Origin of the sequence: Dyadobacter soli (assembly GCF_900101885.1) — a bacterium.
Lineage (GTDB): Bacteria > Bacteroidota > Bacteroidia > Cytophagales > Spirosomataceae > Dyadobacter > Dyadobacter soli.
The window spans coordinates 172,383-196,196 of sequence record NZ_FNAN01000020.1 but is presented as its reverse complement, the minus strand read 5'-3'; the positions used below and the strand labels follow the sequence as shown (position 1 = coordinate 196,196).

Genomic DNA, 23,814 nt, shown 5'->3' with positions numbered 1-23,814 from the left:
ACCGGATTATTCAAGTCAATGTCAATCTGGAAAGGCAAAAACAGCAAGCAGACCGGCTACTGAAAAGTGAAGAAGGAATCATCAAGCGAAAGAAGCGATGCTTTGATGTTGAACCTGTTTTTGGTAACATTAAAAATAACCACAACTTCCGCCGGTTCATGCTCCGTGGCAAGCAAAAGGTTGAGATCGAATGGGGATTGATTGCAATAGCACAGAATATTAGGAAAAAAGCGGCCTAGATAGGCTTGCTTGCCCTACCAGCAGCCCATTCCGATCAACTTTGCCCATAACTTCACAAAATTCGGAAAACGAATTTTCTATAACGGGCTAAAACAAAAGACCGCCCCAAATTGATTTGAGACGGCCTCTTAAAGCCCTTAATTCTGCGAGCTCTTGAAATGTCAATTGCCGGTCACTCCGGCATCAGGACAGTATCAATGACATGGATTACGCCGTTAGACTGAAATACATCGGCGGTCGTAACGGTCGCAACGTTCCCCTTCGCATCAGTCAACATGATTTTTTTGCCCTTTTGCGTAGCAGTCAGTTTTCCACCTGCAACCGTAGTCAGGCTCGCTTTACCTGAGCCGTCCTTGATTGCTTTCATCAAATCTTCGGCGCTCATCTTACCGGCAACCACATGGTAGGTTAAAATACCCGTCAACATTGTTTTATTCTCCGGTTTTACCAATGTTTCAACCGTTCCTTTTGGAAGTTTGTCAAATGCGGAATTGGTCGGAGCGAACACTGTGAATGGGCCTGAGCCTGATAAAGTTTCAACCAGTCCGGCAGCCTTTACCGCAGCTACCAGCGTCGTATGGTCTTTCGAATTGACCGCATTCTCAATAATGTTTTTAGACGGATACATCGGCGCCCCGCCAACAGTAACCGTTTTTTCCTGGGCCATGCTGCGGCCGGCGACAAAAAGTGTGGCCAGTGTGAGAAAAAGAGTAAGTGTCTTCATGTGAATGTGATTTGAAAATTAGTGAATGTAAGTGTAGCCGGTTACGTTACAATCTACGCCCGCAAGGGTACTTTCAGATCAGTCCACCAGTCGAACTTTTTTGAAGTTGAATTGCTGTCAAGTTTGGCGGCGGCCGATTTTAGCCGCATTGGGAGCTCCATAATTCTTCCCCACTGAGCTCATGCATTTGGCGCTCGTTAAGCTGAACTGCGGTCCATTCGCCGGGATCTGCCGGGTGAGTGTAGTGGAATGCCTGATACCGCCTGAATAGTGTGCCAGCCTCCACGGTTGAACGCTGCAGATATCCGCAGCGTTCAACGTGTTGAAATAGTAGAAAGATATGTCTTTTCAGGTCATTGCTACATTAGTTCGGGATTTTAGCTACTGAACACTTTTAGGCAGCACCACTTTTTCAACCGGGCCGGGCCTCTCCGCAGGTTTGTCACTTGCCAATTGTACAACCGGTTTAGTTTGTACAGACAAATCGGTTTGCGGTTTCGTGCCGGCTATTTTCTTTTCGGATACTACGCCAGGTAGTGAATTATTCGTGATATGCTTACCAGAACTTTCCATATTTGCGGGCTCTGCTGTTGTTCCTTTTTTTACAGGCTCTGCTTTGCCGTATACAAGGCCGGGAACTGTGCCGTTTTTTAACTGGCTCGAAATACTTTCGTTGGTTTTAAAAGCAGATTGGGCTTTCGCTGCTGTGCCTGCCAGAACTATGGCAAAAATGATCAGATAAGGTTTCATAATATTGGTTGATTAAGGTTCTATTTAACGTTTACAAACACATTGATTTTACCCACCTGGTCATCATCAAAATTTTGCAAAGCCTTGCCTATAATTTGTCCGGCCTTTACCTTGTCGGGATCAGCTTTCATAGCGACACCGGGTATGCTTGAAGTAACGAGTAAATCGCCCCGCAGAATGGCACCGCCCTCTTTGCATACCTTGGTCGGAATCACGCCCACCACACCCATAGGCACTTTTCCCGTAAGATTGCTGTCGATATTCTCTTCGGTAAGCAACACACCCGGTTTGGTTGCATACACACCCAATACCAGGGAAGAGTAGGCTCCATTGCTTTTTTCCACGGTCCGGTCCTTCGTAGTGGCAATGCTCAAAATATCTCCCGGCTCATATTCGGACACTTCCTTTATAACATCAAAAGCCTCTGCAAGGTCGGCCCCGCTGTTCTGCGTACCGCCATTGAAAAATCCCTTTCCATCGGCATCGATACGTGCCACATTCGCAGTAGCGGGGTTTCCGCTTTTAAACAGCGCAATATTGCCGGTACTGTGTGTTTCAGCGGTAAGCACCGGATTTGTATTGGCAGTATTAAAATTTGCAAACTGAGCTGCCTTGCCATTACTGATAGCGGGCGTCCAGGCATAAATCGCATTGCCGGTCCCGTCTGCGGTAGCTTCTACCCCATTTCCTCCGATGCCAGCATTGGCGGTTATACCATTACCATTGCCGTCTGCTATCGCTACCAGCGCCGGGCCATTGCCACCAGAGTTCGACGCATGAAACAGGCCTGCAAAACCCCCGGTACCCGAGGAAACCCCAAACACTCCCGCTGCACCGAAGTTATTTAGGGTAGTATTCACCTCTGCTCTCAAGGCAGCTGCCCTGCTGCTGGCATTATCCACCAGGAAAGATGCAGCATTACCTTGTGTATTATCTACATTTCCCTTACCGTTCGTTTCCACTTCCAGCGTATTGCCTGTGTTATCGGCGTTATAATTCTCAAAACGGCCGGCCCGACCGGTACTGCTGTTTATCCCTACCTGTCCATAAACGCCGATGGCACTGCCGCTGGTGCTGGTTGCTACAAATCCCCTTACCCCATATCCTCCTCCATCGTTACGGCCGACGATTGCGCCCGCAATGTCACTGGTAGTTCGGCCTACAATGGCTTCCCCCGCACCATTGTTATCACCTACGATACCCGCCGATGTCTGCTCGGCGGTGATGCCATGTACACCAAAACCCCCATTCGTAGCACTCCGCACACCTGCTCCAATACCAGTAGTAGTAACATTGACAACGGCGCCATTCCCTACCGAGCTGACATTTAATACGTTGTTATTATTACTGTTGTTTACAATGGAAATATTTGCCGCTATACCATTCGTACTGGTCGCATTCAGACCAGTGCCGGTGTTGCTGTTGGCATATACGCCATAACCTGCCGCAGTTGCATTGCCATACACGCCCAAGCCGGAAGGAGTGGAGCCATACACGCCCCAACCCGAACCTTCTTGTGAGCCCCAGACGCCAACACCAAGCCCCCCGGTACCGCTATTGATACCGCGTACGGCCGTAGCGAAGCCCCCCGGAGCAGTAGAAGTAATAATGCCCCTTACAGCGCTAATGCTTGATGTAGTGCTGTTGTTTACGCCTTCCAGCGAAGTGCCATCGCTTTGATTGGCTATCGAAAATAAAGTGCCTGCATTATTCTCGTTGGCTATGTAGGGCAATGACAACGTCGCATTGTTGATCTGTGTCCAGCCGGTGCCCGCTTTGTGGTACCAAAACCCTTTCGTGTCTGTGTCGTATACGAGCAGACCATCGGCAGGGCTTGCGATAGCAATGCGCTGGGCAGACGTCATACGGGATACAAGCACCCCCCTTGTTTCCGAAGTCACGTCCAACTGTGCGCTCGCGTCAGGGGTCAAAGTACCGACACCTACCTGCGCATTTACCGTAGTGATAAAGGGACCCGAGAGCAAGAGTCCGAAAGTTGTTTTCAGAAGTAATTTTTTCATCAAAATCAGAGAAGTTTTAATTGAGAACAAGTAAGTGCTTCACCTGCCTGCCAGTAGTAAAACGATTGAATATCATATCGTTACAGAACTAAGTAATTTCACAGGAAGTTGGTCACCGTAAATGTACTTCGCATTCAACCCGCGGATGTAATAATTAGTACTCATTTGTTGTCGAATTATTTCAGTGCCATACTCAGCCAGCTGGCATCGGGCTATCAACGCACGATAAGCATAACCTGGAACTGGAAATAGCGTAAGTTACCGTCAGCAACCAGCTGCCTGGAAGTACACGAATTACCGGGCGATCTCCATTGACTTGCCGTCTTGCGTTGCGTTGCTTTGTACTAGCTATAAACGAGGCATCAGCCAGGCCTTAGTTCATCATAAATCCGCTCAAACTACAACTACGATGACATCAGCCTCCGTATCTGCCGTCGACGTCCGGACGACCATGAAATTCACCTATTACGGACATTCTTGCTTTTCTGTCGAAATAAAAGGGATCACGATCCTGTTCGACCCTTTCATCTCTGGAAATGAACTGGCCCGTTCCATCGACCTGAACACATTACATGCCGACTATCTTGTTGTTTCCCATGGACACTTCGATCACATCCTGGATGCGGTAGCAATTGCCAAACGTACAATGGCCACCGTTATAGCAAATTTTGAAATCACAACCTGGTTTGGCAACCACGGCATTACCAATGTTCATACGCTCAATCCCGGCGGCAAGTCGGGTTTCGACTTCGGTATCGTAAAATGCTTTTTAGCGCAGCATTCCAGCAGTTTCCCCGACGGCAGTTACGCAGGAGTTGCATGCGGGTTCGCGGTTGTTAGCGAGGAAGGCAATTTCTATTACAGCGGCGATACGGGCTTGTCACTCGACATGCAGCTGGTAAGCCAAAGTACAGAGCTGGATTACGCGGTGTTGCCAGTCGGCGACCACCTTACCATGGGTGTAGAAGACGCGATCCAGGCGGCACGGCTCCTTGAAACGGGCAAAGTCGTCGGCGTGCATTTTGACACATTCCCGCAGATAGTGATTGATCATCAAAATGCTATTGAGCTGTTTCAGGCAGCGGGTATGGATTTGATGCTGCTTGATATCGGAGAGGTGATTGAAATTTAAGCATAATCTACTTTTATTCTTGTCCTAAGGTTTTTGTCTGGCAACTGGACTAGCTATTATTCTCGAAACTGTATCAGTTTATTCAGTGCCGGCATAGATAGTTTCACATCTGCAAGTCAATAGTTTTCAAATTCAATCAGCATTTTCTATTAAAGATGACATGGAAAATTACAAATTAACGAACCGCACAGGCTCGCCGGTACCCGACAACCTCAATACACTCACCGCCGGTCAACGCGGGCCTGCTTTATTGCAGGACACCTGGTTCCTGGAAAAAATGGCGCATTTCGACCGTGAACTGATCCCGGAAAGGCGAATGCATGCCAAAGGTTCGGGCGCGTACGGTTCGTTCCGGGTTACACATGACATTACCCGTTACACGCGGGCGAATATTTTCTCACAAGTCGGGAAGGAAACGGATGTATTCGTGCGCTTCTCGACCGTGGCCGGGGAACGCGGTGCTGCGGATGCCGAGCGGGATATCCGCGGGTTTGCGATCAAGTTTTACACCGAGGAAGGCATTTGGGACCTGGTGGGCAACAATACGCCGGTGTTCTTCCTGCGCGACCCGCTGCGCTTTCCCGACCTGAACCATGCCGTTAAGCGCGACCCGAGAACTAACCTTCGCAGCGCGGACAACAACTGGGACTTCTGGACGCTCATACCTGAATCGCTGCATCAGGTGACCATTACGATGAGCGACCGGGGCCTGCCGAGTTCCTACCGGCATATGGATGGCTTCGGAAGCCACACTTTTAGCTTTATCAGCAACGACCAAAAACGCTACTGGGTAAAGTTTCATTTCAAAACCCAGCAGGGCATACAGAACCTGACCAACCAGCAGGCCACTACACTCGTCGGCACGGATCGTGAGAGCCACCAGCGCGACCTGTTTGACCATATCGAAGCCGGTGATTACCCCAAATGGACCATGTATGTGCAGATCATGGAAGAACAGGATGCCGAAACCTACCACATCAACCCGTTCGACCTTACCAAAGTTTGGCCGCACGGCGACTATCCGCTTATTCCGGTGGGCGAGCTGACATTGAGCCGAAACCCCGCCAACTACTTCGCCGAGGTGGAGCAGGCCGCATTCAACCCCGCTGCGGTGGTACCGGGAATCGGCTTTTCTCCCGACAAAATGCTGCAAGGCCGCCTGTTTTCGTACGGCGATGCGCAGCGCTACCGCCTGGGCGTGAACCACCACCAGATCCCGGTGAATGCGCCCAAATGCCCCTACCACTCCTACCACCGCGACGGGCCGATGCGTGTCGACGGCAACTATCAGGGCGCCGTTTCCTACTTCCCCAACAGTTTCAGCGAGTGGCAGGAGCAGCCCGAATACCAGGAACCGCCATTGAAAATCACCGGTGATGCCGCCCGCTGGGACCACCGCGAAGATGACGACTATTTCAGCCAGCCCGGAAACCTGTTCAGACTTATGGGCGACCAGCAGAAAGCGGCACTTTTCGGCAACACAGCCGACGCGCTCCGAGATGCCCAGCATTTCATCCAGATCCGCCATATCCGCAATTGCTACAAAGCCGATCCGGATTATGGACGCGGTGTGGCGGGAGCACTTGGGATATCGATGGAGGTTGTCAGGGATTATCAGGGCTATGAAATGCTGCCGATGACAGCTATTTAACCCGACTCACCAATGGAAGCAACTCACAGACAGATTCTTATCATACAAATACTGTGTGAATATGTACATTGATGTCGGGACCGGTGCCATGTATTTTTGATCATTCACAATCAACCTTCAAAGTACATGAAAAACATTGTCTTGACCGGTAGTAGCGGCGGATTTGGACGCCTGACTGCTCAGGTATTAGCACGTGAGGGACACCGCGTCTTCGCAACTATGCGAGATCCTTATCATAAAAACCGCGTTGCAGCCGACGCGTTGCTTGACTGGGCAGACCTGCACGGCGGACACTTGGACATCGTCGATTTGGACGTCACCAGCGACGAGTCGGTTGAGGCTGCCATCGAACAAATTACAAGTGCAAGTGGTGGGGCCATTGATGTGCTGATTAACAATTCTGGTTTGAGTTACATTGGTTTGAACGAAACGCTGAGCCCCCGGCAAACCGACCAGCTTTTCCAGGTGAATGTAATTGGCGTGGATCGTATGGTGAAGGCTGTGCTTCCCTATATGCATGAGCAGCACAAAGGGCTCATTATAACATTATCCAGCGTTGCCGCGAGGCAGCCGATTCCAATCATGGGGACGTACAGCGCCACAAAAGCAGCTGTGGATGCGCTGATGGTGAGTTACTACTATGAACTCCTTGAAACGGGTATCGAAGTGGCCCTGGTGCAGCCGGGGGCATTTCCGTCAACCGATATTATCCGAAGCCAGCCGGTACCGAACAATCCCGGAGCAAGCAGATATTACCGGGGAGATATCGAAAAATTCAGGGATGCGGTATCAAAAGCATTCACGCCTGGTTTGTTTAAGCCTGATGCCATTGAGGTCGCATATGCCGTTCGGGATATAGTGCAAGCACCCGTCGGGTTACGTAGCCTTTGGACACTCGTAAATGCAGGATTTAAGGAACAGTCTGTCCGCCATATCAATCAGGCGACAAGGGAATTGGTAGACACCATCCTGGAAGCTGCGGGGATAGATAAAGAGGAAGTTATTCCGTTAACTTAAACGCATACCAGCTATTGATTTTGTTCAAAACGGTCAGCCCAGAAGGCTGGCCGTTTTGTTTTGGGCGGACATGTTTAGCATAAAAGTTGGATCCGCCGACAGTCCACTAGCGATATTTCAATTCCATATTTCAATCATTGTTGATATTTCAACAAAATTTACGTACAAAATTTCTATACAACTTGTTGATTTTAAGAATGTTGCACGATTGGCACGATTGTGTAAGTATAAAGTTATTCATTCATAAACCATTCAACACGATGAAAAACTTTTCTTCAATCACAATCCTGATGCTCTTATTGAATTTCGCCATTTCCGCTTCGGCTCAAAAGCCAGGGGAAAAGTATAACAACAAGGACTACAAACTCAAAGCAGCGCAAGTAACTTATGAAAGCAGGATCGATGCATTGATCTTCGAAATTACAGTAGAAGGGCAAGCTGGTAAGACTACTCCGACGCCGGTCGGAAGCATGAAAGGGGCACCTGTGCTTGGGTACGTGTTTCCAACCACCTTGAAATCGCAAGACATTGGCTTTTCTGCAACCGAAGGTATTGTTGCGATGGCGTTAACATCACATCCTGACATGGACGATACACCACTCTGGGATGAAAATGCGGATGGCCAGTTTGAAAACGATGGTGTTATTTGGCATGCCCATTGGGTCGTTCTCAACAAGGACGAACGGGTACCGGGAGGACTTAGCGTTAAAGAATTTAAATCCGGTGACAAAGGAGTAACATTGCCCAAAACAGCACCTGGGATGCCGATGTACTTCGACTCTCCTGGTTTCAACGTCATTACGGAGGGATCAGCCATCAGGGTGTTAATACCGGCATTCCGAATGCATCACAAAAAGGATTTCAAATTTGATGCAGTTAGCTGCTACATGCAGATGAGTCACGGAGAAGATCATCATGGGACGGGCAAGGAGCCCATGCTTGGTGTATATAACGTCTACGGGGTGCTTTCAGGGAATCTCTCATTACCTTACGCCGTAAAGAAATGAGACGGGCAGCCCGACAGCTGCATCAGATTTCAACTTGATAGTCTTTTTAGCCTGTTAACTCACCTGCTGACTGTCCTGGCCTTCGTTCCAATAGTAGCTGTCAGGATAGATCCGCTGACCAAATATGGCCGTACCCACCCGTACGATCGTTGCCCCTTCCTGGATGGCTATTTCCAGATCACCACTCATGCCCATCGAGAGATCCGTCATCTCGACCCCGGCTATATTTTCACTGTTAATCTGTAATTGAATGCCTTTCAATAATCGGAAGCACTTTCGTACCTGCTCGTTGTCAGCACTAAACAGACCAATCGTCATCAGGCCCTTGATGTGCAGGTGTTCGCACAGGGCCACTTGCCTGATCAGGTTGAGCGCTTCTTCCGGCGCGACCCCGAACTTGCTATCCTCGAAAGAGGTATTTACCTGAATGAACACATCCATATGCCTGCCTTCTAATGCGAGCCGCTGTTCAAGTTTTTCAGCCAGGTCAATACGGTCGAGCGACTGGATGCAGCTCACATTATATTTAAGTACATCCTTAATTTTATTGGTCTGCAAATGCCCGATATAGTGAGTTTGATGCGGGATGCTTTGCAGCACCTCGTACTTATCCCTGATTTCCTGAACCTTATTTTCTCCTATCAAAGTCTGTCCGGCCAAAAGCGCCGTTTTGATCCGGTCGGCAGGTACGGTCTTGGTGGCCAGCAACAGTTTTACCGAGTCCGCCGGCCGGCCGCTTGCTTTGCAGGCGCTGGCTATTCGGTCCAGGATGTGGGTCAGGTTATCAATTACAGGGTCGTCCATGTGCTTTATGTGTTATAGCTTGATTGTCAATGACAAAGCTACTTTATAACTGGCATGCGACCATAGTACAGTTTTAACAAATAGTGATAGTCCAGCGCTCCGACTGCACCGCAGAAGCTCCTCACTTCCAAACTCGTTCAGTAACGCCAGCTAGTCCAGAAAAGATAAAGGAAACTGGTCCAGCCAACATTGTTAGAAGTCCTAATTAAGTTTGTCATGGCAAAATCGACGGAACCTTTGAAGATTATAAAATCACTTCCGCGCAGGTTATCGGTGAAATGATAATTACCGGCCACCGGGCCAGGCGTTGAGTGTTAAACCAGTAGTTGTATACACAGGCAGTTAATCAGTTCACACATTCCGTTCTGGGACAGCTGCTTGTGTTTTGTTTCAATTTAAATTTCAGAGATCATGAAAATCGCAGTTTGGGATACCTATGTCACGAAAAAGGATGGTGCGCTAATGCACTTTGATATCCTGGTTCCGGAAGAGCTTGACGAGCGTGCACAAATTTATCACTACGGCCAGCAATATCTGTCCACCAAGGGCCAGCAAGGCCAGGCCCTTGCATCGGAGGAATGCCGCTTCTGTCACATAGAGCAGGCAACACCGGAAATAATCAGCGCAATCGAAGCGAAAGGTTACTTCATCATTGAAATGCAGGGTTGTAAATAGGATCGCTTCCGGGGCTGAAAACCTTTACTTGAATGGCGAATACTCCAAAAAGGTCCACGTCAATCCGGTCAGGCTCGCCTGGCGGCGCCAGCTGTGCAAATGAAATTTCCAGTTGCGCCCCGTTCCACCTGTGAGGTCGTTTAATCCGGGTTCTGAAAAAAGCAGGTCGGCATGCCCGGTAAATTGTAAGCTCTCACCGGTTTCAAAGTTTACAAATAGCAGCCCGGCTTTGGGGTTTACCGATAAATTTCCCAGCGTGTTAAACATGCTATTCCCATTAAAATCGGGAATCAGCAGTGTTTGATCATCAAGGATCTGGACAAATCCGGGATTACCACCTCGATGCGAGGCATCAATGTGGTCAGGATCATGGGCGCTACCCACAAAAAACGTATCCGCCCCACGAACCCATTCTTTTAACTCGTCGGTTAAATGCGTTCCGGTTTCCGCAGCGGAGTGTGCGTGTTCTGCCGGAGCGGTGAGTTCCACCTCCCTTCGCTGGATGTACCGGGGACAAAGAGGAAAAGCTTCCTGAACGTGTACATTAAGTCCTGACCTGTCGGCCTCCCGGGTCACCAGGCCATTTACCCTTAACCTTCTTCGGGAGCTGGGCTCGATAAAAAGTAAGCCGATTGCCGGGTGTTGGGCCAGGTTGGGCCAGAATATATCATCGCGGGCCGATACCAGCTGATCAGTTTCAATGCGGACCAACCCCGGGCTATCAGCTCTGACAAAACCGGGTTTGCCAGCAAGCACCGATACCCAGATATCGTGCTGCTCATCCAGGCTGGCAGCTATCAGGAACGGCTGTTTATCAACAAATTTAAGTGCGCCATTGGGTATCCTGTCGGCAATAAGCTGGCCGTTGCGCCGTGCGATCTGCTCTTCACCGGCTTGCGCTTGCACGCGCAGTTCACCGGAATGAAATGGGTTGTCCATGAGCAAAGAAGGAAGTGACATTCGTCAGCGGAAGACCTGCTGACGAATGTCTGGTGAATGTTCCTTAGAAGGTGATAATTTGATAACCGTCCTGTTGCAGTTTGAGGAAGCTGGGCAGGCCCGAGGTTCCAGGTACCGCATTTGTCGTGATCAGATCGTAGCCGGAAGCGTCGGCGCCAAAGGCATCCGCGCATCCGCATGAAACACCCTGAACTTTATCCTTGACAGCATCGAACAATGCATAAAAAGGATTTTGCGTGTCTTCCAGCAATGCCGGCCAACGTGTTCCCGCACCCTGAAACAGAATGGTAACCTCCTGGTTGGCTTGCTTGAAATCATAAGCTGCCGCCAGCGCATTGAACAATTTACCATTTGCATCATCTGACCCGGCGTTAGGGTCGGAAAGGATAATCAAGGCCGTTTTTGTGTCATTTTTCATCTCATTTTTCTTTTTGATTAAAACTATTAAAACATACTTACCGAATGTTTGGTACCGTCACAGCGCACTGACCTGAACGTGAGCAAAAGCCACTCGATTAATTGGTCATCTTTTATTTCTTGCCTGAGGCCCCAATTTCTCCGGCCCATGACAACCAAACCGAACGTTCGGTAAAATAGTTCATTTGAGTTATTTTTCTAGTCGGGCAAACATCCCAGTAATGACGACCGGCCTGGCAGAACGAGTTGCGCTTGTCCTTTCTGGTGTTATCAAACTGATCATTGCCTAAAACCACCTCGACTGCAATGTCCTTGATGATCCTGGCACGGGTTTTAGCACAATTTCCGCCAAAACAACATCGGAGTTGGAAAATCCATCCACGAAGCACCGGCAGTCGCGGTATCGCAGCTCTTTTAAAATCTGATAGTAATGGAAACTACCGACTTGTATATCGGCACCAGTGGCATTGTCTTGCCCTTCAAAAATCAGGCGAACTATCCGGTTGAATTTGACGGGCAAAGCCGCCTGCAGGTTTATGGGCACATCTTCAATTCGATAGAAGTAAATTCAACCTTTTACAAGCTGCCCAAGCCCGAAACGGTTGCACGTTGGAGCGGGACGGTGCCGGAAAATTTCCGCTTTACTTTCAAATTATGGAAGGAGCTAACGCACAACTCAGGCATCACCTTCAATCGAAGCGATCTCAGCGCATTTGCAAACGTTATTAAATCAGCCGGCGACAATCGCGGCTGCATCCTGGTCCAGTTACCGCCTTCCACAAAATTCTCGTCCCTGTCCCAATTGGGCGAATTACTTTCGAATTTGCAGCAAGAAACCGACGACGAATGGCCGGTGGCCATCGAGTTCAGGGACAAATCCTGGTACCGACAGGAAAGTTACGACCTCTTAGATGCTTACAATGCCACAATGGTCTATCACGACAAAGCTGGTAGCCAATCAACATTGGAGCCTCTCAGATCGGAGACCATTTACCTTCGGTTTCATGGGCCTGAGGGTAACTACCGGGGAAGTTATGATCAAGGTCTGCTGCATGAATACGCTGGCTACGTCCAAGAGTGGCACCAGGCGCGTAAGAAGGTTTACATCTATTTTAACAATACCGCGGGTGACGCACTGGCAAACCTACAAACGCTTCGCACTTACGTCACAAATGGTAATTGCTGAAATTGCATAGCATTCTCACCTTCCGTTTTTTAGCCGGCGAAAAGCTTTGAAAAATGTCCAAAAATGCAACCTCGGAAGAATTAAGACCTGCTTTTGATCTTCACAAAACCCAAACGGACGAGCGTGTGGCAGCCCAAAAAGTAGAACATGATGAAATGGCCTCATATGGCACATTACTTAATAGGGTTAGAACGCCCGGGTATGAGGATGCTAACCGGATTAGATGCTGGAATGGAAATAGTACTAAATTTCAGCAATGAAAAACACACCGATTTCCGTGCTGACCATCGTCAAATCGAGGGATGTTGCACTTCGTAACCTCGTGCTGGGTTTGGAGCGTGCAACGCGTTTTCCTTCGGAACTTGTAATCGTCAATATGAATGAGCCTGCCAGTGAGCTTCATTCCGAACATTTTCCGATCCGCTCGTACCGGTTCGATGCCGACGAAAAATTGCCGCTAGCCGCCGCCAGGAATTTCGCTGCAAAACAGACCTCCTACCCGTGCATGATCTTCCTGGATGTGGATTGCATTCCTTCGGCAGACCTGGTCGAGCGCTATTTCAATGCTTGCCGGAAATCCGATCATTTATGGATCGGGCCGGTGCGATACCTTCGGAAAGGCGCTGTTTCAGAAATGGATTTTCTTTCACAAATGTGGGAAATGAGCTCACCTGATCCGGTGAGGGGCGATTTACATGAGGTAGATTATGCGCTTTTTTGGTCGCTTAATTTCGCATGCAGCAGGCAAGTGTATGACCGTATCGGTGGCTTCGACACCCAATTCACCGGCTATGGTGCGGAGGATACGGACTTTGGATTTATGGCCAGGGAAAAGGGTGTTCCGCTCAGCGTTACCGAGGCTGTGGCTTATCACCAATACCACGCGAGCTATGACCCGCCTCTCAATCACTTTGAGGATATCCTTTTGAATGCCCGCAAGTTTTACCAAAAGTGGCAAATCTGGCCCATGGAAGGCTGGTTAAAAAAATTCGTTAACGCCGGACTGATCGCATGGGAAAATGACCAGATCAGGATTTTACGCAAACCCACAAAAACAGAAGTCGAAGCAGCGCTGAAGTCAGGTTAACTTTTTGGAAAAATTGCTTTCCCAAAGTTCCCGCATCCGCTGTGCTATATGGGCTAATGCCGAGTTGGCAATCACGCCTAGCCAGCGATCGTCCCGTAAATTTCCGGCTTTACTGATGATTGCCTTCCAGTTGGCATTTTCCAAATCCTCCGGCATAACAACCAATGCCATTTCATTTTGCCCCAACAATTCGGCTTTGCGCAACTGCTCGTAAAAAGGGCGCCCCTCTGGTATGCAGACGAATTTCTTCCCCAGATCGGCCATTTCCATAACGGTGTTGTGACCCGCATTACCAACGACTATTTCGCACTGTGCAAGAACAGATGCCGGATCACTGATTTGCCCGTAAAAAACTACGTTGGAAGCCGAAACCTGCTCCATTCTGATGACATTTCCGATTACCAGCACAGACCTGTCGGCGCATTGTGTAGCCAAAGCGTTGATAATGCGCCCATCGAGCGAGGTTCCGCCGGACCCCACGATAACGCCAATTGTTTCACGGTCTGTTTGCTGCGGAAATTTCTGGCTTCCCAGGTACTTGGAAAATCCTCCTGAAAAGAAGGTCTTCTGATTCACCCAATCGTGTTTTGAAGGGTTCATTAAATGCTCCGGCGATGGCGCGATCAGCAATTGCGCGCATTCATAAGCATGCAAATGCGCCATATCATCCCTATCGCCATTCTGGCGGATAACCACCGTCGGTATTCCGCACAAAGTCGCAAGCAACGTCACCTCCACTGAAACATCTACGATCAGAATAACAGGAAATAATGCCTGCAATGCCGCTGAAATTGCCGCCGAGCGCCTCGCCACCTTTTCAACATTCATCGGCACATAATGCAGAAAGCTCAGCTGCAAAAGTGATGCGGAAGCGTCTGCCGGTCCCGCAACATCCTCGGGAAGCGCAATGCAATGAATGTGCTTTGGAATAACATCGGCAAATCGGGACAAGCCGCTGCCAAGGAACGTAACCCGGGAATCTTTTAGCTGCGAGGCGATCGACAATGCCCGCATCAGATGTCCCGAACCGTGATGGTGAATGTAGAAAGCAAAATTAGCTGACATCCGCTTTGATCTTCATTTCGCGTTTCCCGATGCTTATTTTATTGAATAAAGCTTCATAACTGTCCACCATTTTTTCTACATCGAACAGTTCCTCCGCTCGTTGCCGGCAGTCCAAACGATCCAGTTGCCCGGCAGCAAGGATGCAATCTCCCAATTCCTGCACATTGTCCCCGCTGCATAATTTGCCCGTCCGCTCATCGAGCAGGTAGGGCAATGCGCCTTTTGCGATTCCGGCCACGGGCGTCCCGCAGGCAAGTGCCTCCGCAACCACCAACCCGAAAGGCTCCTCCCAGCAAGGTGTGATGACCGCCGCCTCTGCATGGCCGATCAGCTCGTTGAGCTGTCTGTGATCACATGGCCCAAGCAGTTCGATCGACTCATCAAGACGTGGCAATATCTCGGTTTCATAATAATGGGCGTCGCTGATGGCACCTGCAACTTTCATTTTTTTGCCGGCAAGTTTGGCTGCTTCAATAGCCAGGTGCAGGCCTTTATCGGGATGTATCCGACCAAACCACATGATGTAGCCACCGTCATTTTCAGGATAAAACTGCCATGCCGCCAAATCGATACCATTATGAATGACATTGCATTGCGGCGCGTAATCCTTCCAGTTTCGCGCATTACTTGCTGAAACAGATACATACTTTATCCGGCCGTGATACTGCTCGCGACGAATGGCGTTTTTCAGCTCGAAGATCGGCGGGGTGTGCAGCACAGTAACCATGGGCGCTTTCACGAGCGCGGACATCATAATAGGGACATAATTGAGGCTATTATTAAAAATCACATCCAGCTCGTCCTTGTCTATTTCCTGCATCAATTCCACATAGGCGTGATGTGTAGAAATATATTCCGTGCTTAGTTGACGGGAGGTAAATTGCGAAGATGTGATGGGGTGATAGTCGTCCTCACAAAGGATCGGCCGCACATTAAGGATGGGGTCCGAACCGGCGCAGGCGTACAACAACACGTCGTGCCCCCGCGCAAGCAACCGCTGGCAAATGTCGTACGTAAAAGCTTCCAATCCGCCCATGAAAGGTTTGTTAATTGGATATTTCAGGTGAGCGATAATCCCGATTTTCATGCAGTTATGGTAGAGTTTGATGATGAATGAAGCTTGATGATTTATTTTAATCCAAAAGCAATTGCGCCGTAGCTTTATATAAAATCGTGCCGGGCGCAATCCGCGTCGCTGGTATGGATTTTAGACAGTTCCCGCATCATCAATTTCCAGCATTGTGATCTTTACACCGAAAGAAACGCTTACTCCTGAGGAAGTGAAAAACGGCCTGAATACCGTTCTCAAGGAAGGAATGACTACCGAAGCGATGGTAACACTCGCCGGTGGGACTTTTATGGTGGCATTTGCTGTACTGCTTGGTGCAAGCAACTTTCAGATCGGCCTGCTTGCCTCTTTGCCGACGTTCACCAATATTTTTCAGCTTTTGTCGGTGTTTTTGATCCGTAAATACAACAACCGGAGAGCTGTTTCGGTCATTTGCTGCATTCTGGCCCGCATTCCAATGGTGTTACTGGGTGCAATGCCGTTCTTTTTTGGCGCGAACGCACCGGTAAACCTGCTGCTATTCTTTCTGTTCTTCTACTATTTCTTTGGCTCTATTGCGGGCCCGAGTTGGAACGCCTGGATGAAAGACCTGATACCCGGCGATATGTTGGGCACTTTTTTCTCCAAGCGGAGCCGCTATGCACAAACACTGAATGTGATACTCAGCATCATTCTTGCAATTTCGATAGATTACCTGCGCCGAAATGCACCGCAATACGAGCTGTATGTGTACGCGACCATGTTTATGATGGCCGGGATCGCCGGACTGGCGGCAGTTGCCCTACTCGCCAGGGTGCCTGAGCCAAGATCCTATCTGCCGAATGAGAATATCCTGAAAATGTTTGTGAAGCCACTGAAAGACAACAATTTCCAGCGATTACTGGTATTCAACTCACTTTGGCTGTTCGCCGTTAATATTGCCACGCCGTTTTTTACCGTATATATGTTAAAAACGCTGGGACTGACGCTGACTTACATCATTCCGCTGACGATTTTAAGCCAGCTATCGAGCATTTTCACTATTGGATTCTGGGGCAAATTTGCGGACCGGTACAGTAACAAAACGATCATTTCGATATGTGCGCCGCTTTACTCAGCGTGCGTGATTGCCTGGTGCTTTGTTGGAATTTATACGAATCTGATCTCTAACGTGGCACTTCTGGCGGTGATCCATATTATCAGCGGGTCCGCTAATGCCGGCACCAACCTCGCGCTAACCAACATAGGCCTGAAACTGGCTCCCTCTCGCGAGGCGATTGTTTATTTGTCGGTTAAAAACATTATCACTTCTGTTTTCTCGTCACTTGCCCCGCTGATCGGCGGCTATCTGGCTGATTATTACACATTAAGGCAACTTCGCGTAATGGCGGAATGGAGTGGTCCGAACCTGCAAAAATCCTTCCGCTTATTGCTGTTACACGAATGGAATTTCCTTTTCCTGATCGGGGCAGTACTGACTTTGGTGGCATTGCAATTTCTTCCACGGGTCCGGGAGGCCGGGGAAGTGCATAAGAGTGTGGTAAAAAGGATTATTCGTACCAGTTTGAAAAGCAATTTGCGGGATTACTTCGTCATTGATGTGCTCATCAACTGGAACTCGACATTAAACCGAATGCTGAAAGTCAAGTAGAAACCCCTTCTCATAAGTGCGGGGAGTGCGACAAATGTTGCATCAAAGAAAACAAATGTTGTATATCAACGCATTAGGAAAGTAAAAGCACATATTTGACGTACTTTGAGAATAGGCAACCTGCCCCAGTACCACATACGTTTTCAATGACCATATATCGCTCACCTTTCCATCGCCTTAACATCGACTGGTTCGTTCGTCATGCATTACAGGCAGACTATGTATTGAAGAACCATATCGCAATCATGCTGGTAATTGCAGGATTGTTGAATACATCACCTTCTTATGCCCAAAATCAGCAGCCCGACAGCCTGCTGAGAGTGCTTTCCCGGCATCGCGGACAAGATACGGTGCGTGTGAACCTCTACCTCAAACTAAGTCATTACTACTTCGGTGTGAATCAAACGGAGTCATCTGCATATGCGCGAGATGCAATTATGCTGGCCGCCAAACGCGGATATGCTTACGGTGAGGCGCGTGCGCATAACCAATTGGCGCTCATTCACAGCCTGGCCAACGAGGCGGAGCTCGCCATTGCGTGCGCATTACGGGCAGAGTCTATTGCCGAGCGTAACGGCTTTCGTGCACTCACAGGCGAAAGCTATCGGGTAATGGGCCTTACTTACCTGGATCAGGAGGATTTTGCAAAAGCAGGTAGCTTTTACCGCAAGGCAGAAATGCGCGCGCGTGAAACCGGCAACAAGGTATTGCTCGCCAAAACATTGAACGGCGAAGGTGGGATGCGTATCCGGCAGAAAGACCGATCCGGCGCGCTGAAATACTATCTCGAAAGCTTAAAAATAGCTCAGGAGGTAGGAATGTCATTTTATATGGCATTGATCCTTTCAAACATAGGGGAGGTATATATGAGCGGTGATCCGCCAGACCTGGCCAATGCCAGTCAGTATTTTACGCAGGCGTTGGCAAGTGCACACATAAGTGGAAACAAGAATGGCGAAACGAATGCACTGGCCAATCTGGGTAAGGTATACATGCTGCAGGGTAAGCTAGCCGAGAGCGAGACGCTGCTGCTGCGGTCATTGAAAATGTCTGACCAGATGGGTATCCGCATTACCTCGCAGCGAACCTACATGAAGTTAGTGGATCTTAGCCTCCACCAATACAACTACAAAAAAGCCAGCGACTATATCCAAAAATATTATGCAGTGCGAAACTACCTCATGAACGATGAGCGGACAAAAGAAATGGCCCGGCTGGAAGAAAAGTACCAATCCGAAAAGCGCGAGCAACAGATTCAGCTATTAAAACAGGAAAAGCGATTTGAGACTGCCTCGAAAAATTTCTGGATTATCGGCTCGGCATTTCTGCTATTAGCCGCAACGGCAATATATCTGCTACAACAATCGCGAAACAAGAAAGCGCGCCAGGTGATGACCATTCAGAAGACCTTGATAGCCGAAATGGAAGAGATGGACCTGATGAAATCTCGATTCTTCGCCAATATTTCACACGAATTTCGCACACCGCTTTCGCTGATAGCTGCGCCTTTGGAAGAACTCACTCAGGAAGTAGGATCCTCGGGGCAGGTGAACCTGAATTTGATCAAACGAAATGCGAACAGATTGCTCGAACTTGTAAATCAACTGCTTGACCTCTCCAAATTTGAGGCAGGGAAAATGGAGATAGTAGTGTCCACGGGAGAGCTCAGGCAGTGGTTACAGGTATTCATTGCCTCCTTCGAATCGCTGGCCGAAGCCAGGAGAATCGACTTTCAAACAACCATCGATGTGCCTGAGGGAATGTTCGCATTTGATCAGGACAAGCTTGAAAAAATATTAACGAACCTGCTGGGAAATGCATTCAAATTCACCTCATCAGGGGATAAGGTGCAGCTGTCGGTGAAGGTTACAAATGAAGAAGGCGATCTTGAAGTGGTGGTGAGCGATACCGGGTCGGGTATCCCGGAGAAAGATCTGCCACATATCTTCTCCCCGTTCTTCCAATCACAGCACATTACCAGTGACGGACAGCCCGGCACTGGGCTTGGCTTGGCGCTCGTCAACGAAATCGTGAAGCTGTACCGGGGAGTCCTCAATGTGCAAAGCCGAGAGCACGAAGGAACAACGCTGACGGTTCAATTACCCCTGGAAGTCAGTAAACTGACATTCGCACGTTTTGCTTCTGAGCCGTCACCTCATTTTTCAGCCGTTAGCCAAATGCACGACGACGCCGTCCCGCGGGACGAAATAATGGGCTCCGTCACAACAGAAGCAACGATTCTGGTCGTAGAAGATAACCGGGAACTGCGCGAATTCATTGCCCGTGCGTTCGCAAACCGATACAAAGTGCTCACTGCAGAAAATGGCGAGATAGGCTTACAAATTGCAACTGAACGAGTACCGGACGTGATTATTTCAGATGTAATGATGCCAGGAATCGACGGTATAGCACTAACCGAGTATATTCGGCAGCAGGAGGTGACATGCCATATTCCAGTGCTACTATTGACGGCCCGATCGGACGATGAGTCGCGGATGAGAGGGCTTCGTACAGGCGCAGACGACTACCTTTCAAAACCATTTTCCACTGATGAACTGCGCGTGCGTGTGTTGAACATGATAAGCCAACGTAAACGCCTGGCGCAAAAATTTCAGAAAGAGCTTGTCAGTCCGTCTCCCGCGGACACGATCCTATCCACGGACGACAAGTTTTTGATGCGGCTGCGGCAAACCATTAGCGAGCACCTGGCTGATCCGGTATTTGGTGTAGAACAACTGGCTGCTGAAATGTGCCTGAGCAGGACCCAATTGTTCCGCAAGGTGAAAGCGCTGCTGGATACCACACCTGTTGATCTGATCAATGACATTCGCCTTCAACGGGCCGCGGTATTGATCCGGTCACGAGCGGATACGCTGACTCAGATCAGCTACTCCGTTGGTTTCAGGGAACAGTCATACTTCGCCAAAAAATTTCGGGTAAAATTTGGCGTTTCACCGCGTGAATATGCCAATTCGTGACATTTACGCAACTAATCTATTCTTGATTGCAACATTATTGGTATCCAGCCCAAGCTCATGGAAATAGTTTTGTGCCGCAATCCGCAGTCCACTAAGGGCTGGGTAATTCACACAATCCAATTAACCATGAAAATTTTTAACAAGCTGTTGCTTGGGCTGGTTGCACTGGCCCTACCGATTTATTCATGTGAAGACCACGCGCCCTCTGGTGGTGACCCGGTAGAAGTACCGGGCCCGCCGGAAGGGATATTTTTTGCATTAGCAGAAAATAACCTGCTCTACGAGCTCGATGCCAGCAACCCCTCCCAGCCAAGGCAGGTCATTAAAATTGAAACCCAATACCCAAAGGAAAAAGTCATCTCCATCGATTTCCGGCCCGCTACCGGGCAGCTTAACGCATTAACAGACCATGGGACGCTTTATGCATTAAATGTAAATACAAACCGGATCAGCCGCCCGAACCCGGTGAACCCGGCGCCGCAACCAGCCGAAAAGCCGGCGGTCCTTCCCTATTTACCGTTTGATTTCGACCCCGTAACAGATGAAATCCGTTTAATTGCATTCGGGGCAATTATCCGGTATGAATCCGAGACTTTCAAAATTGTGGAAGGCAGCGCACAACCGGCGGGTGACCAGTTGTCCTACGTGGAAGAAATCGCTTTCGGTACCAATTATTCCGGAGCTAAAAGCGCAGCACTTTACGGCCTGGATCCTACCCATGACAAACTGGTGCGCTTCAACAGCGGGCAGGTTAACACCGTCGAGACCTCGCTCGATTTGGGAAAAGACATCACTTCCGTAGGCGGTTTCGATATATCGCCCCGTACTGGCAAACACCAGGAGTACGGGCTAGCCGCAGTGCAGGTAGGCGGCCGGTGGGAACTGGATGTGCTCGACCTCGGCGATGGTAGATTACGAAAGTTGGGCAACTTGCCAGACGGAGATAAGTTTATCGGCATTGCGGTACCAACACCGGTAGCTTACGCACTCACGGCTGACAACCATCTGATTTCTTTCAATCCAGCCTACGGAGCAGACAAAGCGCCCGGTTTGATCGTAGACAAAACCATAACCGGCTTGCCTGCAAATGTAAAACTGCTCGGCCTGGATTTTTCCGTTGAAGTGACACCCAGGTTATATGCGTTAGCAAGCAATAGCAAAATCTACCGCATCAATCAAATGACTGGCGAGGCAACTGAGAAGTCTACATTGTCTATGCCGCTGGAACTCACCAATGATCCCGCGTTCGCGCTGGATTTTGACCCGGTAGACAACAAGCTAATGGTCGCCAACACCACTAAACATGCATTCAAGGCAGATATCAATACCGGTCTGGTATCCGAATTCGGGGCTCTGACAATCGACGACCAACCCTTCGGGCCGAGCGGCATCGCCTTCGGCAACAGCCAGGTAGGCGCTCCCGAAGGCTCCGCCAAACTATTCGCGATCGACGGCGAAACGAAGAAATTGTATGAGCGGGTCGGTCGAAAGGAATTTAAGGAAGTGGGCGACCTTTCCACCGGTTTTGATAAATACAACGGCTTCGACATAGGTGGTACACCCGACGAATTCGGTTTTGCATTACTAACCGACCGGGGCAAAACAACCCTGTGGCGCATGAGCCTTGAAACCGGCGTCAGCGACCCCGTCACGACAATTCCCTACAAAATCGTTGGCTTTACGTTGGGAGCGTATTTAAATACAATTACTGAAATCTAAATCCAAGAGCACATTTAAGCTATGCCTATATCCATGCAATGCATTCGCATCGCGGCCGCGTTCTTGGTCGCCATCCTGATAAACTCCTGCCAGGATCACGAAGGTCCTGTCGATCCCGGGCAATTTCCCCGTTCCCTCGACGAAAGGATTTTTTACGCGCTTACTGACGATAACCTAATCTACGAAATTGACGTGGCTCGTCCGCTCGCCTCGTCGCGGGTATTGCGGGTGGTAACCAGGGATCCCGACGAAAAAATAATCGCAATCGACTTTCGACCCGCAACCGGGCAGCTCTATGCGTTGGCCAGATCAGGGACATTCTATGCCGTCAATCTGGACTTAAATACAAATGGGAAACCCACGATTGTGAATGTAAAAACGGAGGTGGAAGCCGACTTTTCGGCCAATGCCTTTGGTTTCGATTTTAACCCGGTAACCGATCGTCCGCGGCTAGTGACCGACAAAGGGGAGAATGTGAGCCTGGACCCGTACACCGGGTCGCTGGATAACCGTTCAAATCCGGTACGCGGACGGGCTACGCCTAACGTTCATGCCATTGCCTATTCGAACAATTATTCGGGTGCCCTGGAAACAACGCTCTACGGCATTGACCCCGTCGCTGACCAGCTGGTGCGCTACAACGGCGCTGATGCAGGGCAAGTGGAAACGGTGGGGGAGCTGGATGCTGATATCGCCGACGTGGGAGGTTTTGACATTTCTCCCCGGACCAGCCGGTCCCCGGAATATGGCATTGCTTCTGTCCGCCGGGGCGACCGGTGGGAAATCGATTATGTGCATTTGGCGTCGGGCAAGCTGCAAAAAATCAGCGACGCTCCCCCTGGAAACATTATCGGCATTGCGGTCCCAACGACTGTGGCCTATGCCGTAAGCAGAACGGGGAAGCTGCTTGCATTCAACCCGCTCGACCGCGTGGAGCGTGACCCGGCGAAGCTGATTTCGGCCAAAAACATCACCGGATTGGCACCGGGCGATAGCATTCTCGGAATGGATTTTTCGGTTGATCAGTCGACGTTTTATGCCTTGGCAAGCGACAGCAAAATCTACCAGCTCGATCCTGCAACAGGCAAAGCAATCTTCGCCAGAGACTTACCTGTAAAGCTAAATCTTGCTGCCACGGGTGCATTCGGCTTTGACATCGAGCCATTCAGCCAGCGTGCACATGTGGTAACAGGCATTTTTCAACGGTTTTATGCACGTCCGGATATATCTGAATTTCAATCTCTGAATGCGTTCATATATAACGGAAGAATGCAGGGAATAGATGGTCTGGCATATAGCAACAACCAATCAAACCTACCCCGGCAGACTGCCTCGACGCTTTACGGAATCGACAGCCAGTCGCGCAACCTGTTCAAACTGGACACTGTGTACAACGAGTTAAATTTGGTGGGCCAGCTGGATCTGGCGTTCGACAAATTCAACGGCTTTGACATCGGCGGCATGGCTGAGCTGGGTTACGGCGCATTCAAAGTAAACGGAAGAACGCGCATTTACGAGATCCTTCTTGACGATGGAATCATAGCCAGGGACGTTTCTGAGCTGCCTTATGACATCCGTGCCTTCGCATTGGGGCGATATTTATACAACAACATTCCATAATACATAAATAGGAAAGGCCACTATAAACCACGAAAAGCGGGACAATGCGTTGAGTGCGCATT

General features: G+C 49.4%; 20 protein-coding genes. 12 read left to right on the top strand and 8 right to left on the bottom strand.

The features are described from left to right. The coding region (locus BLQ88_RS29000; RefSeq protein ID WP_143016953.1) for a transposase at window positions 1-239 on the top strand (239 nt) is incomplete at its 5' end. A 173-nt stretch (window positions 240-412) separates the two neighbouring features. Here the strand turns inward: BLQ88_RS29000 and BLQ88_RS28995 are convergent. The 3 genes from BLQ88_RS28995 to BLQ88_RS28985 form a co-directional block, all read right to left on the bottom strand. Next, entirely contained in the window at window positions 413-964 is a 552-nt protein-coding gene (locus BLQ88_RS28995) for a fasciclin domain-containing protein (RefSeq protein ID WP_090156512.1), read from the bottom strand. 381 nt (window positions 965-1,345) lie between these two features. Next, complete coding sequence (locus BLQ88_RS28990; RefSeq protein WP_090156511.1) at window positions 1,346-1,714, bottom strand: hypothetical protein; 369 nt, start codon at window positions 1,712-1,714, stop codon at window positions 1,346-1,348. Between the two features lie 20 nt (window positions 1,715-1,734). Further along, complete coding sequence (locus BLQ88_RS28985; RefSeq protein WP_218132963.1) at window positions 1,735-3,735, bottom strand: beta strand repeat-containing protein; 2,001 nt, start codon at window positions 3,733-3,735, stop codon at window positions 1,735-1,737. A 409-nt stretch (window positions 3,736-4,144) separates the two neighbouring features. Here BLQ88_RS28985 and BLQ88_RS28980 point away from each other — a divergent pair, with 409 nt between their 5' ends. The 4 genes from BLQ88_RS28980 to BLQ88_RS28965 all read left to right on the top strand — a co-directional run bounded on the left by BLQ88_RS28980 (window position 4,145) and on the right by BLQ88_RS28965 (window position 8,542). Further along, complete coding sequence (locus BLQ88_RS28980) at window positions 4,145-4,867, top strand: metal-dependent hydrolase (protein WP_229212912.1); 723 nt, start codon at window positions 4,145-4,147, stop codon at window positions 4,865-4,867. A gap of 160 nt (window positions 4,868-5,027) precedes the next feature. Further along, on the top strand, window positions 5,028-6,518 hold the full coding sequence (locus BLQ88_RS28975) for a catalase (protein ID WP_090156509.1): 1,491 nt from the start codon (window positions 5,028-5,030) through the stop codon (window positions 6,516-6,518). A 126-nt stretch (window positions 6,519-6,644) separates the two neighbouring features. Then, complete coding sequence (locus BLQ88_RS28970; RefSeq protein ID WP_090156508.1) at window positions 6,645-7,535, top strand: SDR family NAD(P)-dependent oxidoreductase; 891 nt, start codon at window positions 6,645-6,647, stop codon at window positions 7,533-7,535. 260 nt (window positions 7,536-7,795) lie between these two features. Then, window positions 7,796-8,542, top strand: a complete 747-nt coding sequence (locus BLQ88_RS28965; RefSeq protein WP_090156521.1) for a hypothetical protein — start codon at window positions 7,796-7,798, stop codon at window positions 8,540-8,542. A 54-nt stretch (window positions 8,543-8,596) separates the two neighbouring features. Here BLQ88_RS28965 and BLQ88_RS28960 read toward each other — a convergent pair whose 3' ends face one another. After that, window positions 8,597-9,346 (bottom strand): YggS family pyridoxal phosphate-dependent enzyme, encoded by a 750-nt coding sequence (locus BLQ88_RS28960; protein ID WP_090156507.1) that lies wholly within the window; start codon window positions 9,344-9,346, stop codon window positions 8,597-8,599. A 411-nt stretch (window positions 9,347-9,757) separates the two neighbouring features. Between BLQ88_RS28960 and BLQ88_RS28955 the strand changes: the two genes are divergently transcribed. Further along, window positions 9,758-10,021 carry a DUF2024 family protein gene (locus BLQ88_RS28955; protein ID WP_090156506.1) on the top strand — a complete coding sequence of 88 codons (264 nt, stop codon included), beginning with the start codon at window positions 9,758-9,760 and terminating at the stop codon, window positions 10,019-10,021. A 24-nt stretch (window positions 10,022-10,045) separates the two neighbouring features. On the opposite strand, the gene BLQ88_RS28950 is transcribed toward BLQ88_RS28955, so the two are convergent. Then, window positions 10,046-10,981 (bottom strand): pyridoxamine 5'-phosphate oxidase family protein, encoded by a 936-nt coding sequence (locus BLQ88_RS28950; RefSeq protein ID WP_090156505.1) that lies wholly within the window; start codon window positions 10,979-10,981, stop codon window positions 10,046-10,048. A 43-nt stretch (window positions 10,982-11,024) separates the two neighbouring features. Continuing rightward, a complete protein-coding gene (locus BLQ88_RS28945; protein WP_090156504.1) occupies window positions 11,025-11,399 on the bottom strand; it encodes a DsrE family protein in 375 nt (124 codons plus the stop codon). A gap of 429 nt (window positions 11,400-11,828) precedes the next feature. Between BLQ88_RS28945 and BLQ88_RS28940 the strand changes: the two genes are divergently transcribed. Together BLQ88_RS28940 and BLQ88_RS28930 are read left to right on the top strand one after the other, a co-directional pair. Then, window positions 11,829-12,584, top strand: coding sequence for a DUF72 domain-containing protein (locus tag BLQ88_RS28940; protein ID WP_090156503.1), 756 nt, complete (start codon window positions 11,829-11,831; stop codon window positions 12,582-12,584). 256 nt (window positions 12,585-12,840) lie between these two features. Continuing rightward, window positions 12,841-13,671, top strand: coding sequence for a glycosyltransferase family 2 protein (locus BLQ88_RS28930; RefSeq protein ID WP_090156501.1), 831 nt, complete (start codon window positions 12,841-12,843; stop codon window positions 13,669-13,671). Here the strand turns inward: BLQ88_RS28930 and BLQ88_RS28925 are convergent. Together BLQ88_RS28925 and BLQ88_RS28920 are read right to left on the bottom strand one after the other, a co-directional pair. Further along, window positions 13,663-14,736, bottom strand: coding sequence for a glycosyltransferase (locus tag BLQ88_RS28925; RefSeq protein WP_090156500.1), 1,074 nt, complete (start codon window positions 14,734-14,736; stop codon window positions 13,663-13,665). The genes BLQ88_RS28930 and BLQ88_RS28925 overlap by 9 nt on opposite strands. Next, window positions 14,726-15,823, bottom strand: coding sequence for a glycosyltransferase family 4 protein (locus BLQ88_RS28920; protein ID WP_090156499.1), 1,098 nt, complete (start codon window positions 15,821-15,823; stop codon window positions 14,726-14,728). The genes BLQ88_RS28925 and BLQ88_RS28920 overlap by 11 nt, the downstream gene beginning before the upstream one ends. Window positions 15,824-15,977: 154 nt before the next feature. Between BLQ88_RS28920 and BLQ88_RS28915 the strand changes: the two genes are divergently transcribed. The 4 genes from BLQ88_RS28915 to BLQ88_RS28900 all read left to right on the top strand — a co-directional run bounded on the left by BLQ88_RS28915 (window position 15,978) and on the right by BLQ88_RS28900 (window position 23,752). Beyond that, window positions 15,978-17,435 (top strand): MFS transporter, encoded by a 1,458-nt coding sequence (locus BLQ88_RS28915; RefSeq protein ID WP_229212911.1) that lies wholly within the window; start codon window positions 15,978-15,980, stop codon window positions 17,433-17,435. 146 nt (window positions 17,436-17,581) lie between these two features. Then, window positions 17,582-20,413 carry a hybrid sensor histidine kinase/response regulator transcription factor gene (locus BLQ88_RS28910; RefSeq protein ID WP_090156498.1) on the top strand — a complete coding sequence of 944 codons (2,832 nt, stop codon included), beginning with the start codon at window positions 17,582-17,584 and terminating at the stop codon, window positions 20,411-20,413. Between the two features lie 126 nt (window positions 20,414-20,539). Further along, entirely contained in the window at window positions 20,540-22,132 is a 1,593-nt protein-coding gene (locus tag BLQ88_RS28905; protein WP_176885150.1) for a DUF4394 domain-containing protein, read from the top strand. A 21-nt stretch (window positions 22,133-22,153) separates the two neighbouring features. Continuing rightward, a complete protein-coding gene (locus BLQ88_RS28900) occupies window positions 22,154-23,752 on the top strand; it encodes a DUF4394 domain-containing protein (RefSeq protein ID WP_090156496.1) in 1,599 nt (532 codons plus the stop codon). Window positions 23,753-23,814 lie beyond the last annotated feature (62 nt).

Coding starts and splice junctions, on each gene's coding strand:
- BLQ88_RS28995 (WP_090156512.1), bottom strand. CDS start 964: ATGAAGACACTTACTCTTTTTCTCACACTGGCCACACTTTTTGTCGCC.
- BLQ88_RS28990 (WP_090156511.1), bottom strand. CDS start 1,714: ATGAAACCTTATCTGATCATTTTTGCCATAGTTCTGGCAGGCACAGCA.
- BLQ88_RS28985 (WP_218132963.1), bottom strand. CDS start 3,735: ATGAAAAAATTACTTCTGAAAACAACTTTCGGACTCTTGCTCTCGGGT.
- BLQ88_RS28980 (WP_229212912.1), top strand. CDS start 4,145: ATGACATCAGCCTCCGTATCTGCCGTCGACGTCCGGACGACCATGAAA.
- BLQ88_RS28975 (WP_090156509.1), top strand. CDS start 5,028: ATGGAAAATTACAAATTAACGAACCGCACAGGCTCGCCGGTACCCGAC.
- BLQ88_RS28970 (WP_090156508.1), top strand. CDS start 6,645: ATGAAAAACATTGTCTTGACCGGTAGTAGCGGCGGATTTGGACGCCTG.
- BLQ88_RS28965 (WP_090156521.1), top strand. CDS start 7,796: ATGAAAAACTTTTCTTCAATCACAATCCTGATGCTCTTATTGAATTTC.
- BLQ88_RS28960 (WP_090156507.1), bottom strand. CDS start 9,346: ATGGACGACCCTGTAATTGATAACCTGACCCACATCCTGGACCGAATA.
- BLQ88_RS28955 (WP_090156506.1), top strand. CDS start 9,758: ATGAAAATCGCAGTTTGGGATACCTATGTCACGAAAAAGGATGGTGCG.
- BLQ88_RS28950 (WP_090156505.1), bottom strand. CDS start 10,981: ATGTCACTTCCTTCTTTGCTCATGGACAACCCATTTCATTCCGGTGAA.
- BLQ88_RS28945 (WP_090156504.1), bottom strand. CDS start 11,399: ATGAAAAATGACACAAAAACGGCCTTGATTATCCTTTCCGACCCTAAC.
- BLQ88_RS28940 (WP_090156503.1), top strand. CDS start 11,829: ATGGAAACTACCGACTTGTATATCGGCACCAGTGGCATTGTCTTGCCC.
- BLQ88_RS28930 (WP_090156501.1), top strand. CDS start 12,841: ATGAAAAACACACCGATTTCCGTGCTGACCATCGTCAAATCGAGGGAT.
- BLQ88_RS28925 (WP_090156500.1), bottom strand. CDS start 14,736: ATGTCAGCTAATTTTGCTTTCTACATTCACCATCACGGTTCGGGACAT.
- BLQ88_RS28920 (WP_090156499.1), bottom strand. CDS start 15,823: ATGAAAATCGGGATTATCGCTCACCTGAAATATCCAATTAACAAACCT.
- BLQ88_RS28910 (WP_090156498.1), top strand. CDS start 17,582: ATGACCATATATCGCTCACCTTTCCATCGCCTTAACATCGACTGGTTC.
- BLQ88_RS28905 (WP_176885150.1), top strand. CDS start 20,540: ATGAAAATTTTTAACAAGCTGTTGCTTGGGCTGGTTGCACTGGCCCTA.
- BLQ88_RS28900 (WP_090156496.1), top strand. CDS start 22,154: ATGCCTATATCCATGCAATGCATTCGCATCGCGGCCGCGTTCTTGGTC.